Raw genomic sequence first — 12,886 nt, 5'->3', positions numbered from 1 at the left:
AGGAGGTGCAGCATGTTAAAATTTTCGAATCTCAGCTACTCCAAACAAAGATTGGCGATTATTGTTGCCTTTTCATTTATTCCGCTAGCGCTGCTGATCACTTTTGCGTACTTGCCAGTGATCAATATGTTTAAGTACAGCTTTTCGGACTGGAACGGCTATAGTAAGCGTCTGGAATATGTGGGTTTTGAAAACTATATCAAAATCTTTACCGATCCCGAGTATTTCTCGGTGTTTAAGGTCAGTCTGTATTACTTTGTAGCCACGTTTGTACAGATGGGTCTGGCCCTTTATTTTGCAAGCATTCTCAGCTTTCAGACCTGGTTTAAAAATTTCTTTAAAGGCGTTTTGTTTTTTCCTTCCCTGATGAACGGGGTGGCCATTGGTTTTATTTTTCTATTCTTTTTTAAGCCAGACGGCACGCTCGATACACTGCTTCAGGCAGTGGGGCTGGGTTCGTATGTCAAGCTGTGGCTGGGCAACCCGGAGATTATCAATATTTCGCTGGCGGGCACGTCGATCTGGAGATACATGGGCTTTAACTTTATTGTGTTTCTAGGTGCGATTTCTTCCATATCCAGTGATCTGTATGAAGCAGCCGATATCGATGGGGCCAACCGCTGGCATCAGTTCCGCTCAATTATTTTGCCGAGCATCAAGCGGATTTTGCAGTTGAACCTCATCTTGGCCATTAGCGGTGCGGTCAGTGCATTCGATATTCCGTATATTATGACCGGTGGCTCCAATGGTAGCGAAACATTCGTCATTCAGACGCTTGATGTGGCATTCAAATACAGCAAGGTCGGTTTGGCCTCGGCGATGGCGGTTGTTCTGCTGCTGATCGTAATCGCTGTTACGCTGCTTCAACGGTTGCTAATTCGGGGAGAGGAGGACTAATCATGTATAAGCTGAAAAGAATACTGGCTAGCAGCATCAAGTATGCGGCGCTACTACTAGGTGCGTTCATTGCACTGCTACCGATTGTCGTAATTTTGTTTGCATCTTTGAAGACGAAGACTGAATATGCGGCAACCAGTCCTCTGACTCCCCCTGTGAACTGGCTGAATTGGGCTAACTATACCAAAGCCTTTATTAACGGAAATATGCTGACCGGATTTGTGAACACAGCTTTTATCCTGTTGATTTCGATCATCGGAGCCACGTTGACCGGTTCCATGATTGCGTACATTTTGAACCGTTTTAAATTTAAGGGCAAAAGTCTTATGCTAGGTGCGTTCCTGCTCGCGACCCTCATTCCGGGGGTAACGACACAGGTATCAACATTTCAAATTATCAACAAGCTGGAGCTGTTTAACACGCCTTGGGCGGCGATCTTGCTGTATTTGGGAACGGATATTATTGCGGTGTATATTTTTCTGCAATTTCTGGATTCCATTGCGGTGGCGCTGGATGAATCGGCCATGCTGGATGGGGCCTCCTATCTGACGATCTACTGGCGGATTATCTTGCCCCTGCTGAAGCCTGCCATTGTGACGGTGATCATTATCAAGGGCGTTAATATTTACAACGACTTTTACACCCCGTTCCTGTATATGCCCAAAACAAGCCTTCAGGTCATATCGACGGCGCTGTTCAAGTTTAAAGGACCCTATGGATCACAATGGGAAGTCATTAGCGCGGGCATTATCATTGCCATTATTCCGACGTTGATTGCCTTTTTATCCTTACAAAAATATATCTATAACGGATTCGCTCAGGGTTCGGTGAAATAGAATAACGACGAAATAAAAAAAGATGAGATCAAATATCTCGGTGAGAGGAGAATATACGTATGAATAAATTGAATGTGGATTTGGGAGTAAATAGCATGCGAATTTTGGGAGAGAGTCTGCCGAAAATGCCGTGGCAGGATAAGCCTGAGGGCAGTGAGGCTCCGGTATGGAGACATACTGAGAATCCGGTCATTGGGCGGAATCCGGTGCCGGGCATTGCCCGTATTTTCAACAGTGCAGTAGCTCCGTATGAGGGACGGTTTGTAGGGGTATTCCGGGCTGAAACAATTAACGGACGTCCGCATTTGCATCTAGGCTGGAGTGACGACGGGTTGGCTTGGGACATTGAGACAGAACGGTTGCATTTGGTTGATGAGGAAGGGAACGATTACCAACCTAATTATGCTTACGATCCGCGTCTGGTCCGCGTGGAGGATACGTATTATATCATCTGGTGTACAGATTTTTACGGTGCAGCGTTGGGGATAGCCCAAACAAAGGATTTTAAAAGTTTTGTACGATTGGAAAATCCATTCTTGCCGTTTAATCGTAATGGTGTGCTGTTGCCCCGCAAGCTAAACGGAAACTTTATGTTGCTATCCCGTCCGAGTGACAGTGGACATACACCGTTTGGCGACATTTTTCTGAGTGAAAGTCCTGACTTGGTCTATTGGGGCAAGCACCGTCATGTCATGAGTAAGGGCGGACAGGGCTGGTGGCAATCGGTAAAAATTGGCGGCGGACCGGCACCGATTGAGACGACCGAGGGCTGGCTGATGTTCTACCACGGGGTGACAGGCACGTGCAATGGGCTGGTATACAGCATGGGGGTAGCCGTTCTTGATCTGGATGATCCATCTAAGGTTAAATATCGTTCCTCCAACTTCGTGCTGACCCCGGAGGAATGGTACGAGGAGCGGGGCTTTGTGCCGAATGTGGTGTTCCCGTGTGCTACGCTGCATGATGCGGACACTGGAAGAATCGCAATTTATTATGGAGCCGCTGATACGTATGTAGGTATCGCATACACGACAGTATCCGACATTATGAAGTATGTCATCGCAACGGATGAAGTGGTCGCAGACGACCGTGAGTCGGGCCGGATGTAGGAGGGAACTTGAATGCCTGAGGATATGTCTTTACAGCAATTGCAGTCGTATATGGGGAGTAACCCGAAGCCGCCGGATTTTGACGTATACTGGGAACGGGCATTACAGGAGCTGGAGCAACAGCCGCTTGATTATACACTGGAGCCTGCTGATTTTGTCTCTCCGCTGGTGGAGTGTTACCATCTATATTTTACTGGAGTGGGCGGAGCAAAGGTTCATGGGAAGCTGGCTCGTCCCAAGCACCTTACGGAACAAGGGCCAGCTTTGGCCATGTTTCATGGATATTCCTGCGACAGTGGCGACTGGTTCGACAAGGTAAGCTATGCGGCACACGGATTCACTGTGCTGGCTATGGATTGCCGGGGGCAAGGAGGGCTGTCCGAGGATAATTTGCAGGTTCAAGGAACGACGGTTCGCGGCCATATTATCCGCGGGATTGATGACCCGGACCCGGATCGGTTATATTACCGCAATGTATTTTTGGATACGGTACAGGCGGTGCACATTCTGATGTCTATGGAGCAGGTCGACCCTGAACGGATTGGGGCATTTGGCTGCTCCCAGGGAGGGGCCTTAACGGTTGCTTGCGCTGCATTGGAGCCGCGTGTCCGTATGGCAGTTCCGGTATATCCGTTCCTGTCGGACTATAAAAGAGCCTGGGCGCTGGATGCCACTACATCCGCATATGAAGAACTGGTTTATTATTTTCGTTGGTTTGATCCGAACCATGTGCGCGAAGAGGAGCTCTTTCACCGACTAGGCTACATCGATATTCAACATTTGGCAGATCGTATTCGTGGTCGTGTGTTGTTTGTGACGGGGCTGTCGGATATCATTTGTCCACCCTCCACGCAGTTTGCGGTGTACAATAAAATCGTATCAGACAAGGAAATTCTCCTGTATCACGAATATGGTCATGAATACTTACCTTATCTGTCGGATCGTGCCATGAGTGAATTTTTGCGGTTGTAGGGGGTTGAACTTAGCCACAGGCTCCTTTATAGTAATAGCTATAACCTTCGTGAATGCGTAATAAATGAATGCCCCATTTGTATAACCTCAATAATATGGTTTGAGGGTCTCTACCAGGAACCGATAAATCCTGATTACAAAAAGTGTACGTCTTGTACATTTCTTGTGGTCAGGATTTTTTTGCGTAATACGAGGGAATTTACATGACAGCAAAGGAGCTAATGTAATGAACTTCAAAGTAGTTATTTTAACGATTGCGACCTTTACGGTGGGGTTGGTGGAGCTGATTATCGGTGGCGTGCTGCCCCAAATTGCACAGGATTTGAATGTCTCCGTAAGTACGGCAGGACAGCTTATCATGATCTATGCGCTCGTGTACGCTATTGCTGGGCCAACTTTGTTGGCGTTGACCGCCAAAATCGAACGAAAACGACTGTACCTGTGGTCGATGTTTATCTTTATTCTGGGAAGTCTGCTGGCCTTCTGGAGTCCGAATTATGCAGTCCTGTTTGTATCCCGTATCATTACCGCTGCAAGCGGGTCGCTGATCGTGACATTGTCACTGACCATTGCAGTCAAAGTGGTGTCCAAGGCTTATCAGGCCCGTGTCCTCGGTGTCATCTCCATGGGGGTTAGCTCCTCCATCGTGCTTGGTATTCCAGCCGGGGTGCTGATTGGAAATGCGTTTGGCTGGCGGGTGCTTTTCCTGATTATTGCCTTGTTGACGGTCGTTGCTATGATCGTTATCAACTTGTTTATGGAACGGATTCCGACGGAACATGTTGTGCCTATGCGTGATCAATTGAAATCCTTAAAAAATGTTAAAGTCATCAGTGCTCATCTGGTGACCACGCTGACACTGGCGGGCCACTACACGCTATATGCGTATTTCACTCCGTTTTTAGAAAATATGATGGGTTTAAATGCTTCGTGGGTTAGTGTGGCCTATTTTGTCTTTGGGCTGGCGGCAGTGAGCGGTGGTTTTATTGGCGGTTCTTTGGCAGATAGGTTCGGGACAGCGAAAAGTATTCTAGTCGTCGTAGGCGTGTTTATCGCCGTGATGTTCCTGCTGCCACTCTCAATCCACTCGGTTTATGTATTTGCGCCATTATTGATCATCTGGGGCATACTGAGTTGGGCCTTGTCGCCCCCGATGCAAAGCTATCTTATTGAAAATGCGCCCGAATCGGGTAGTATTCAGCAAAGCTTTAATTTCTCCGCACTCCAGGTCGGGATCGCTCTGGGTTCTGCCCTGGGAGGCGTAGTAATTGAGAATAGTGAATCTGTTGCCACGAACGCTTGGGTGGGTGGGGCATTTGTGATTGTTGCTTTTGTCTGCGGCGTATTTTCGATTACCAGAGTCGGGACATCGCAGGCTGTCAGAGGGCACCACTCTGTTTCATAGTTCGCTGAACCATCGCCCTCTTTTATAATACGAGCAAACATGATATACTACACACAATTATGAAGAAGGAGGTGAGGTAGGTGAATCACGAGATGCTGAACAACCGTATTAGCCAGCTGCCGATTGCTATGGCTGGCATTGTTCATGCTTTTCCATACAACGGGAGAAGTCTGTCCAATTTTAATCATATGGTTGTAAACATCGCGAGAAGACGCCTACCTTAACTCGAACGGATTGCTGTATCTTCCGAAGAGTCGCGGGGTTGCTCCTGCGGCTCTTTTTGTGTTACCCGGGTAAGGGTCTTCCTAAATAAAGGAGAGCCTGAACATGTATATAGTTAACGGTCAACAATTGAAAAAATACCACGCTGCCAATCTGATTTTGGATGGTGCATCGTTTGAAATCCATATGGGAGAAAAGGTGGGACTCATCGGCCGCAACGGAAGCGGTAAAACCACCCTATTACGCCTGATCGCACGTTTGTCCCGCCCGGATGAAGGGCAGCTCGTCATCGCCAAGGATGCGAAAATCGGCTATTTACCGCAAATTCCGGCGGAGTTTGAGAGCTTCACCGTGTACGAAACGCTGGCTTACGCCTATCGTGAGCTGAAGGATTGCCGCAATCAGATGAGCACACTGGAACGGGAAATGTCAGATCCGATTGTGGTAGCGGATACGGGTCTTCTGGAGAAGCTGCTGCAATCGTATGCTTCCCTACAGGAACGGTTTGAGCGCAACGGCGGCTATGAAATGGATGCAAATATTGATCAGGTAGCGGATGGTCTGCGTATTCCCAAAGGAATGTATACGCGCAGCTTCGGCTCGCTGTCTGGTGGAGAGAAAACAAAAATAGCGCTGGCATCACAGCTCATCGGACGACCGGATTTGCTGCTGCTGGATGAGCCGACCAACCATCTGGATTTGAAAGGGCTGGAATGGCTGGAGCAATTTTTGCAGGGCTACACAGGCGCGTGTGTGGTTGTATCTCATGATCGTTATTTTCTGGATCGGGTTGCCGTTAAAATGATTGAGCTTGAGGATGGTGAGGCGTTTACGTATTATACAAACTACAGCGGCTACGTTAAGGAAAAGGAAGAACGATTGCTACTGCAATTTGAAGATTATAAGGAACAGCAAAAGCGAATCAAAAAGATGAAAGAGGCCATTCGGCGTTTTGAAGAGTGGGGTCGCAACGGTGATAACGAAAAGTTTTTCAAAAAAGCAGCATCCATTCGTAAAGCACTGGAGCGTATGGAGCTGGTGAAGCGGCCTGTACTGGACCCGCAGGGGGCAGAATTTCACTTAAAACTGGAGGATCGTTCCGGTCGCCGAGTGCTACAGTTTGAAGATATTGTTAAAGCTTATGGAGAGCGTCAGATATTAAGCGGGGCAACGGGCAGCCTGGAATTCGGTGAAAAGGTAGCCTTGTTGGGCGATAACGGCGCAGGTAAAACGACGCTGCTCAAGCTGTTGCTTGGTCAGGAAAGCGTAGATGCAGGCACGGTCCAGTGGGGCACGCGCGTAGAGTACGGATATTTGGCGCAGCAAGAGAGAGAACGGAATAGCCGGGCGACTGTGCTTGCTTACTTCAAGGAAGAAGCAGGGGTGGAAGAAGGCGAGGCACGCGGATTGCTAGCGAAGTATTTATTTTACGGTGCCGATGTGTTTAAACCCGTGAGCATGCTGTCCGGTGGCGAATGGTCCCGCTTGCGGCTGGCGTTGCTGGTCATGAAAAAGCCAAATTTGTTGGTGCTGGATGAGCCGACGAACCACCTGGACATTGACTCACGCGAGGCGCTGGAAGAAGCGCTGGACACCTACACGGGAACGGTGCTGGCGATTTCGCATGACCGCTACTTTGTGAACAAGCTGGCAGGGCGCGTGTGGGAGCTGGAGGCTGGAAAGCTGACCTTTTATCTAGGTAGCTTTGATGAGTACCGAGCGAAGAAGCGTGAGCTGGAGAACGCTCGTTTACAGAGCGACGGGGATACCGGGACACGCCCGACATCTGCAAGCAGAGCCGCATCGGGTGGCAGCTCAGGCTCGGGCACAGATGTACATTCTAGCGCAGCGAGCAATGGCGCGGGGACGGCTGCGCGGGCAGGAGCGACCAGCGGAGCCGATGCGAGCCGTGCTCGCTCCGGGTCGGCAGGTCGCTTGGGGGCACCCGGAGCGAAGGCCGCGAAGCTAACCCGCTCGCCCGCTGTGTCCAGCGAGCGCTTGGAGCGAGCGATTGCCGCCAAAGAAGCAGAATTGGCGGCGACAGATGCCGAGCTGGAGCTGCTCGGCACAAGCAGCGACACGATGCACATGGCGGAGCTGTGGGACGCGCGTGAGCGACTGCAAGCTGAGCTGGACACGTTGCTCGGCGAGTGGGTTGAACTGGAGTAAGTGATAGGCTGGTTGCTGAAGATAGGCAACGTATATTTTATAAAGGGATAGCCCTGAGGTAGCGCGTCTGCTGAGGGGCTATTTTTATATGGTAAAGACTAATGAGAGCGTGGGAACGGAATAACCATATATTAAAATAAATTGGTGTTAATTATTTTTTTATTATGTATGTTTACATATAAAGTAATAGATTTACATTTTGAAGCATGTGATATTGTTTTATTTGTAAGAAGGAAATAATCACTGTTAGATAAATTTTTATAATGGTCAACTAAGATCATACATAAGATTTTCCGCATTGTCATATATGGATATTCCTTGAGTAACGATCTGGTCAGGGTGTGGTTCTAAAACTTATTTGATCTGGATATTCAAGTGAATGAAATTTAAGGCTCATTTGAGCTTCAAGACCGCGACCGAGCGAGTACTCGGTATGAAATGATTTCGTCCATCAAGAAAGGATCCATCTACAATAGGTATTTATAATCCCTTACTAAACTTGCTTGTTGCCAGGTTGTAAAGCGGACTTCGCTATATCTTACTCCCAAAGTCGTTTTCGTGTACTTTTAGGACACGCATCAAAGTTGGATCAAGGCCTTTTATGCATCTTGAATATTGAAGTATATCTTCCAATCTTGAATTCATAAAAAATCAGTTACTAAATATGTTTTAAATAATACATAATTTAACTATACATATAATTATGTATTAGTATATATATTTCTTTTTACTCGATACAAGGAGTTTTGATTAGTCATTTGCAGGATTTTTTTCGGCATAATGCCTGAATAAAGTGTCTAACCATATAAAGAAGATGTCATATGAGGATGTTTCAATAGGTGACGATCTGTTGAGATATCTTTCATATAAATTAGCTTCCTAGATTACACAAAATTATTGTATTTATTATTAAAGATGAATATCGAGAGGAGTTTGGAAAAAATGGAAAATAATATTTTTGATTTGGATGTACAAATTAACAAGTCTAAAGGTTCAGTAGAACCTCAAGTAACAAGTTTGGCGTGGCAATGCACCGGAATGTGCGGCGGAACAGCCAACACTTGTGCTGAAACAGCAGGTGTAAAATGTTTTTCTAATATTGGAGCATTGTGTTGAACAGTGTAACCATGGAATTTGAACTCGAATCCTAATCGAATTAGGGTGAAAAATGGAAGGAAGGGGTCTTTTTAGTCCCATCCTTCCCCTCAATTATGATAGATTTGGAAGGAGAGAAAGAATGTCTAATGTTGTTATGGAGGTTCAGCAAATCACTAAAGTGATTGGGAAGCGTCAAGTAATTCACGATTCTTCCTTTCAGCTTGACAAAGGAAAGATATATGGTTTTATTGGTCCGAATGGAGTAGGGAAAACGACGTTGATGCGCATGATGACAGGGTTGATGCATCCTACAAGCGGGCATGAATGCTAGAGAAGTACAACATCTTTCCGCCAAACGGTAAATAGGTGATGTCCGTAACGAGCTTTTGCAGGGGCGCCTCTGCAAGGAATTGCCGCTTCAGCAGATTTTCTGCTGGATAAGCAGCCTGCAGGCTGCCCAGTGACCTTTCGTTTCTTCATTCTCACGCGGCACTGTAGCCCCTCACGCTGCATCATCCGCTGAACTCGTTTGTGATTCATTCTTTGCTCTGCCCGAAGGAGTGCGGTGATTTTCTGGTAACCATACCGAAACTTATGATGGATGCAAAGCTCTCGGATTTTCTCCACCGTAGCATCTGTGCGCTTTGTCTCCATAGTTGCTTTCCAGCGGTAGTAGGTCGCTCTTGCGATCCCGAGCCATGTACTGGATTCGATCCAGGCCACGGCGACTTCTGGTTCCACCTCTTTTCCAGTTCCTTGTACTTTTTTAGCAGGTCCAATTGCTGCTTCAGGAATCGATTCTCCGCTTTTACTTTTTCAAGCTCCGAAGAGTGTTCCGGACCTTTTCTGTAGCTGTATTGTTTACCTACAGGCTGCTCCAGACGATGCACTTCGCCTTTTCGATACCACCTCATCCATGTTTCTAGCTGTGTCTTATTCCGTATTCCCAGTTGCTCCATAACCTCTCTTACCAGAACTCTTGCCAATCTCATTTCAATCGCTTTCATCTTTATTTCTAAGGGATAACTCACTCTCGTTGCCAACGTAAAAACACCTCCAAGGTTATCTCCATATCTTACGACATGGCTTGATTCTCTTGAAGGTATTTTGATGTGTCTCACGTTATGGGGTCAGTCCCCTTTTTTGTATGGTAAAGAGAATGAGAGAGTGGAAATAGAATAACCATATATTAAAATAAATTGGTATTAATGATTTTTTATTATGTATGTTTACATATAAAGTAATAGATTTACATTTTGCAACATATGATATTCTTTTATTTGTAAGGAAGATATAAATTATTATTAGATGAAGTGTTTGTTATCAACAAAGATCATACATACGGTTGTCTACGTGATATATGGCAATATTTCGAGTAGGTGACGATCTGGTCGGGGTGTTGTTCATATAAAATCCTTCTCTTCTATTGCGAGAAGGAAGGCTTTGGCGGGGTAAACATGAACCTCGCTGAAGGCTGATGGTATATCTAAATGAAAGGGGGGGAATGCAATGGCTGAAAACTTATTTGATCTGGACGTTCAAGTAAACAAATCTCAAGGTTCTGTAGAGCCTAAAATTAGAAGTATTTGGAATTGCTCTAGCGGCTGTGGTGGCGGTAATACATCCCAAACTTGTGTTGAGACATGTTCACCTTGCTTCAGTAATTTAGGAACACTTTGTTAATAAATTTTAGTTGTTTTGCAACTTGCAAAACCTTTATATTGGATAACTATTTAATTTAGCAAAGGAGGAGGGACCTTGAAGTCCCTTCTTCTTCTTTGAGAAAACCTTTGGTTTCCTGGTTGTGAATATCAGAGGCATCCTTATATTTGGATTTAGTAATGGAGGGAAAGTGTAATGTCGGATGTCTTATTGAAAGTTGAAAAAGTATCCAAAAAAATGGGGAAACGGGCTTTATTAAGTGACATTTCCTTCGAGCTTGAAAAGGGGAAAATATATGGTTTCATTGGACCGAATGGAGCCGGGAAAACAACAATGATGCGGATCATGACGGGGTTAATGCATTCAACCAGTGGCTCTGTAAGGATAGCTTCATATGACGTACAGGCGGATCGGGAAAAGGCGCTCTCCAAAGTAGGCGCTATCATTGAGTCCCCGGTCTTTTTTGATTATATGACGGGTAAACAGGTGCTGCGTAATTTGTCTCGGTTGCATCCGAATATTAAATCTTCCGATCGGGAAAAGCATATAGAGGAATTGTTAGAAAGAGTAGGCCTGGATTTGCGTGGAGACGACAGGGTGAAAACTTATTCTTTGGGCATGAAGCAACGCTTGGGCATTGCCCAATCTATGCTGGGTAACCCGGAGCTACTGCTGCTCGATGAGCCTTCCAATGGTCTCGATCCTATGGGAATGAGGGAGTTGAGAGATATTATCCTTCGTTTGCGAAATTCAGAAAATTATGCATTTTTTATCTCCAGCCATCTGCTGGATGAGTTGCAGCAAATGTGTGACGAATTAATTGTGATTAAAGAAGGAACGCTAGTTTGGAAGGGACCCGCAGATCAATTGGTTGAGGAAGGTCAACGGCTAGAGGATGCTTTTATGGAGCTAATGGGATTATGAAGACACTCATTTACAGTGAGTTCGAGAGATTGTATAGCAGAAAATGGTTCTGGCTTCTGATTTTATGTACCCCTGTACTCGCTTATTCCACAGCCAGCTATTTTTTGTATCTCAAGACTTCGGTAGAAGTGTTGTCCAAAGTCTTTGTCATTATAGGCCTGCAAGAAAATTTGTTTTTAATATGCAATATTGCTGTAGCTGCATTAGTAGCGACTCTATATACGGAGCAATTCCGGGGTGGACAGTTGCGTCTAATCTTCATGCGGCGTTTTACTCGGGGACAGATTTTCTGGAGCAAGCTATTGGTTTTACAGGTCTCTGTTCTATTACTCTTACTTATATTGGGTCTGTCTCTTTGGGGTGTCGGAGTATGGCGATTTCCCTATTCTGAAGGCGAAACAAGGCAATATGGAGAGCTTATAATGTATGTATTTCAATATTATGCAAAGGCTTTTGTCTCACTTATGGCTATTGGCTGTCTGTATTCCTACATTGCCATGTGTAGCAAGAGTGTAACCCATGCAATTGGTATTTGTACGACCTATAATCTGTTCTCCTTGCTGTTCGATGGCTTATACCTTAAATTAGCATCTCTATTTTCTCATATTCCCTACATACATGATCTTATAGTCTTTTTATTTATTCCTTATATGCAGTATAGAGGATTGAAGACATCCTTATCCGGAAACCTGTCTGCAAATGGGGCGATTGCCACCGTTGTTATTTTATATCTAATCCTTTTTACATGGGGAGCATATCGTCGTTTTACCAAGGATGATTATTTGTATTAGGAGGATTTTTCTTATGCTAGGAATTTGGCGAAGTGAAATGGAACGAATATGGAATCGAAGATCTACTCTTTTATTATATACAATTTTTCTATTGATGGTTATTGCGAATATTGTCAGTCTTAAAATTAATGGAACAATGAAATTCCGCTTTGGCGAAGGGATTGCCACTGTTAATAATCTGAACTTGCCGTGGCTTATGATGAGTGAAATTTCCCTATTTCTGATCCTGGCATTGTTGCCTATTTTGTATGTGGATCAGTTAAGCGGGGATATTCACTCCGGGGCGTATCGTTTATATGTACTGCGTCCATACCGTCGCTTTCAATTTTGGCTTGGAAAACTGTTCGCATTATCGGTCACGACGATCGTTTTTACGGGTACAGCCTTGCTCATAGGCATACTGGCTGGTTGGACTATTTTTCCCCGTAGCTTAACCTTTTTTAAATACGGCTCAGCAGAGGCTTCCACCTCATTAGATGCTATGTCATATACACTTGTGTTTTATTTGGTATTAACGTTGGTTTGCCTGGCAAAGCTCATGCTAAGTAGTGCAGTGTGTTTGTTCATATCCAGACCTTTATTCTCGTTTATTTCTATTTTATTTATATCTATGTTTATCTACCCATTTTACAAGCCACTTGTGATGTTAATAGATCCTTTCCAGCAAATTATGCTTGCTTTAAGAGTGGATGGTTCCACCAGATTCTGGATGTGTCTAATCGTGATTATATTGATTTGTTCGACTATTAGCTTTGTTCGTTGGCAAAAGAAAACAATTTAAACGTTTGGCTTAGAACGGAG

Annotated in this window: 15 protein-coding genes and 1 riboswitch; of the genes, 13 read left to right on the top strand and 2 right to left on the bottom strand. The window is 45.3% G+C overall.

What is annotated here, in order from left to right:
* Nucleotides 1-12 precede the first annotated feature (12 nt).
* The 9 genes from MKX46_RS14100 to MKX46_RS14060 all read left to right on the top strand — a co-directional run bounded on the left by MKX46_RS14100 (nucleotide 13) and on the right by MKX46_RS14060 (nucleotide 9,039).
* Nucleotides 13-897 carry a carbohydrate ABC transporter permease gene (locus tag MKX46_RS14100; protein WP_039271802.1) on the top strand — a complete coding sequence of 295 codons (885 nt, stop codon included), beginning with the start codon at nucleotides 13-15 and terminating at the stop codon, nucleotides 895-897.
* 2 nt (nucleotides 898-899) lie between these two features.
* Nucleotides 900-1,733, top strand: a complete 834-nt coding sequence (locus MKX46_RS14095) for a carbohydrate ABC transporter permease (protein ID WP_023990883.1) — start codon at nucleotides 900-902, stop codon at nucleotides 1,731-1,733.
* A 59-nt stretch (nucleotides 1,734-1,792) separates the two neighbouring features.
* Nucleotides 1,793-2,842 carry a glycoside hydrolase family 130 protein gene (locus MKX46_RS14090; protein ID WP_341071364.1) on the top strand — a complete coding sequence of 350 codons (1,050 nt, stop codon included), beginning with the start codon at nucleotides 1,793-1,795 and terminating at the stop codon, nucleotides 2,840-2,842.
* Nucleotides 2,843-2,854: 12 nt separating this feature from the next.
* Nucleotides 2,855-3,814 (top strand): acetylxylan esterase, encoded by a 960-nt coding sequence (locus MKX46_RS14085; RefSeq protein WP_341071363.1) that lies wholly within the window; start codon nucleotides 2,855-2,857, stop codon nucleotides 3,812-3,814.
* A gap of 57 nt (nucleotides 3,815-3,871) precedes the next feature.
* Nucleotides 3,872-3,971, top strand: a riboswitch (purine riboswitch).
* Nucleotides 3,972-4,040: 69 nt separating this feature from the next.
* On the top strand, nucleotides 4,041-5,219 hold the full coding sequence (locus MKX46_RS14080; protein WP_209947677.1) for an MFS transporter: 1,179 nt from the start codon (nucleotides 4,041-4,043) through the stop codon (nucleotides 5,217-5,219).
* 80 nt (nucleotides 5,220-5,299) lie between these two features.
* A complete protein-coding gene (locus tag MKX46_RS14075) occupies nucleotides 5,300-5,443 on the top strand; it encodes an RAxF-45 family protein (RefSeq protein ID WP_165145821.1) in 144 nt (47 codons plus the stop codon).
* A 103-nt stretch (nucleotides 5,444-5,546) separates the two neighbouring features.
* Nucleotides 5,547-7,610, top strand: coding sequence for a ribosomal protection-like ABC-F family protein (gene abc-f / locus MKX46_RS14070; RefSeq protein ID WP_341071362.1), 2,064 nt, complete (start codon nucleotides 5,547-5,549; stop codon nucleotides 7,608-7,610).
* 942 nt (nucleotides 7,611-8,552) lie between these two features.
* Nucleotides 8,553-8,726, top strand: a complete 174-nt coding sequence (locus MKX46_RS14065; RefSeq protein WP_155271705.1) for an FDLD family class I lanthipeptide — start codon at nucleotides 8,553-8,555, stop codon at nucleotides 8,724-8,726.
* A 121-nt stretch (nucleotides 8,727-8,847) separates the two neighbouring features.
* Entirely contained in the window at nucleotides 8,848-9,039 is a 192-nt protein-coding gene (locus MKX46_RS14060) for an ATP-binding cassette domain-containing protein (protein WP_029518683.1), read from the top strand.
* On the opposite strand, the gene MKX46_RS25600 is transcribed toward MKX46_RS14060, so the two are convergent.
* Nucleotides 9,036-9,362 (bottom strand): IS3 family transposase, encoded by a 327-nt coding sequence (locus MKX46_RS25600; protein WP_029518682.1) that lies wholly within the window; start codon nucleotides 9,360-9,362, stop codon nucleotides 9,036-9,038. The two genes, MKX46_RS14060 and MKX46_RS25600, sit on opposite strands and share 4 nt — an antisense overlap.
* The gene (locus MKX46_RS14055; protein WP_341071361.1) at nucleotides 9,245-9,751 is read right to left on the bottom strand and encodes a hypothetical protein; all 507 of its coding nucleotides are present in this window, start codon (nucleotides 9,749-9,751) and stop codon (nucleotides 9,245-9,247) included. The genes MKX46_RS25600 and MKX46_RS14055 overlap by 118 nt, the downstream gene beginning before the upstream one ends.
* A 466-nt stretch (nucleotides 9,752-10,217) precedes the next feature.
* Between MKX46_RS14055 and MKX46_RS14050 the strand changes: the two genes are divergently transcribed.
* The 4 genes from MKX46_RS14050 (at nucleotide 10,218) to MKX46_RS14035 (ending at nucleotide 12,866) form a co-directional block, all read left to right on the top strand.
* A complete protein-coding gene (locus MKX46_RS14050; RefSeq protein WP_193373363.1) occupies nucleotides 10,218-10,391 on the top strand; it encodes an FDLD family class I lanthipeptide in 174 nt (57 codons plus the stop codon).
* A gap of 174 nt (nucleotides 10,392-10,565) precedes the next feature.
* Nucleotides 10,566-11,294 (top strand): ABC transporter ATP-binding protein, encoded by a 729-nt coding sequence (locus MKX46_RS14045; protein WP_029518680.1) that lies wholly within the window; start codon nucleotides 10,566-10,568, stop codon nucleotides 11,292-11,294.
* On the top strand, nucleotides 11,291-12,085 hold the full coding sequence (locus tag MKX46_RS14040) for an ABC transporter permease (RefSeq protein ID WP_029518679.1): 795 nt from the start codon (nucleotides 11,291-11,293) through the stop codon (nucleotides 12,083-12,085). The genes MKX46_RS14045 and MKX46_RS14040 overlap by 4 nt, the downstream gene beginning before the upstream one ends.
* 13 nt (nucleotides 12,086-12,098) lie before the next feature.
* Nucleotides 12,099-12,866 (top strand): ABC transporter permease, encoded by a 768-nt coding sequence (locus tag MKX46_RS14035; protein ID WP_029518678.1) that lies wholly within the window; start codon nucleotides 12,099-12,101, stop codon nucleotides 12,864-12,866.
* Nucleotides 12,867-12,886: the final 20 nt, after the last annotated feature.

This window comes from Paenibacillus sp. FSL P4-0113 (genome assembly GCF_038009305.1).
Taxonomy (GTDB): Bacteria; Bacillota; Bacilli; order Paenibacillales; family Paenibacillaceae; genus Paenibacillus; species Paenibacillus polymyxa_D.
This window is presented reverse-complemented; position numbering and strand designations above follow the sequence as displayed.

What these genes read in the sequence shown, in the direction of transcription:
- MKX46_RS14090 (WP_341071364.1), top strand. Translation starts at nt 1,793, where the DNA reads ATGAATAAATTGAATGTGGATTTGGGAGTAAATAGCATGCGAATTTTG.
- MKX46_RS25600 (WP_029518682.1), bottom strand. Translation starts at nt 9,362, where the DNA reads ATGGAGACAAAGCGCACAGATGCTACGGTGGAGAAAATCCGAGAGCTT.
- MKX46_RS14050 (WP_193373363.1), top strand. Translation starts at nt 10,218, where the DNA reads ATGGCTGAAAACTTATTTGATCTGGACGTTCAAGTAAACAAATCTCAA.
- MKX46_RS14060 (WP_029518683.1), top strand. Translation starts at nt 8,848, where the DNA reads ATGTCTAATGTTGTTATGGAGGTTCAGCAAATCACTAAAGTGATTGGG.
- MKX46_RS14040 (WP_029518679.1), top strand. Translation starts at nt 11,291, where the DNA reads ATGAAGACACTCATTTACAGTGAGTTCGAGAGATTGTATAGCAGAAAA.
- MKX46_RS14045 (WP_029518680.1), top strand. Translation starts at nt 10,566, where the DNA reads ATGTCGGATGTCTTATTGAAAGTTGAAAAAGTATCCAAAAAAATGGGG.
- MKX46_RS14065 (WP_155271705.1), top strand. Translation starts at nt 8,553, where the DNA reads ATGGAAAATAATATTTTTGATTTGGATGTACAAATTAACAAGTCTAAA.
- MKX46_RS14100 (WP_039271802.1), top strand. Translation starts at nt 13, where the DNA reads ATGTTAAAATTTTCGAATCTCAGCTACTCCAAACAAAGATTGGCGATT.
- MKX46_RS14035 (WP_029518678.1), top strand. Translation starts at nt 12,099, where the DNA reads ATGCTAGGAATTTGGCGAAGTGAAATGGAACGAATATGGAATCGAAGA.
- MKX46_RS14085 (WP_341071363.1), top strand. Translation starts at nt 2,855, where the DNA reads ATGCCTGAGGATATGTCTTTACAGCAATTGCAGTCGTATATGGGGAGT.
- MKX46_RS14080 (WP_209947677.1), top strand. Translation starts at nt 4,041, where the DNA reads ATGAACTTCAAAGTAGTTATTTTAACGATTGCGACCTTTACGGTGGGG.
- abc-f (WP_341071362.1), top strand. Translation starts at nt 5,547, where the DNA reads ATGTATATAGTTAACGGTCAACAATTGAAAAAATACCACGCTGCCAAT.
- MKX46_RS14095 (WP_023990883.1), top strand. Translation starts at nt 900, where the DNA reads ATGTATAAGCTGAAAAGAATACTGGCTAGCAGCATCAAGTATGCGGCG.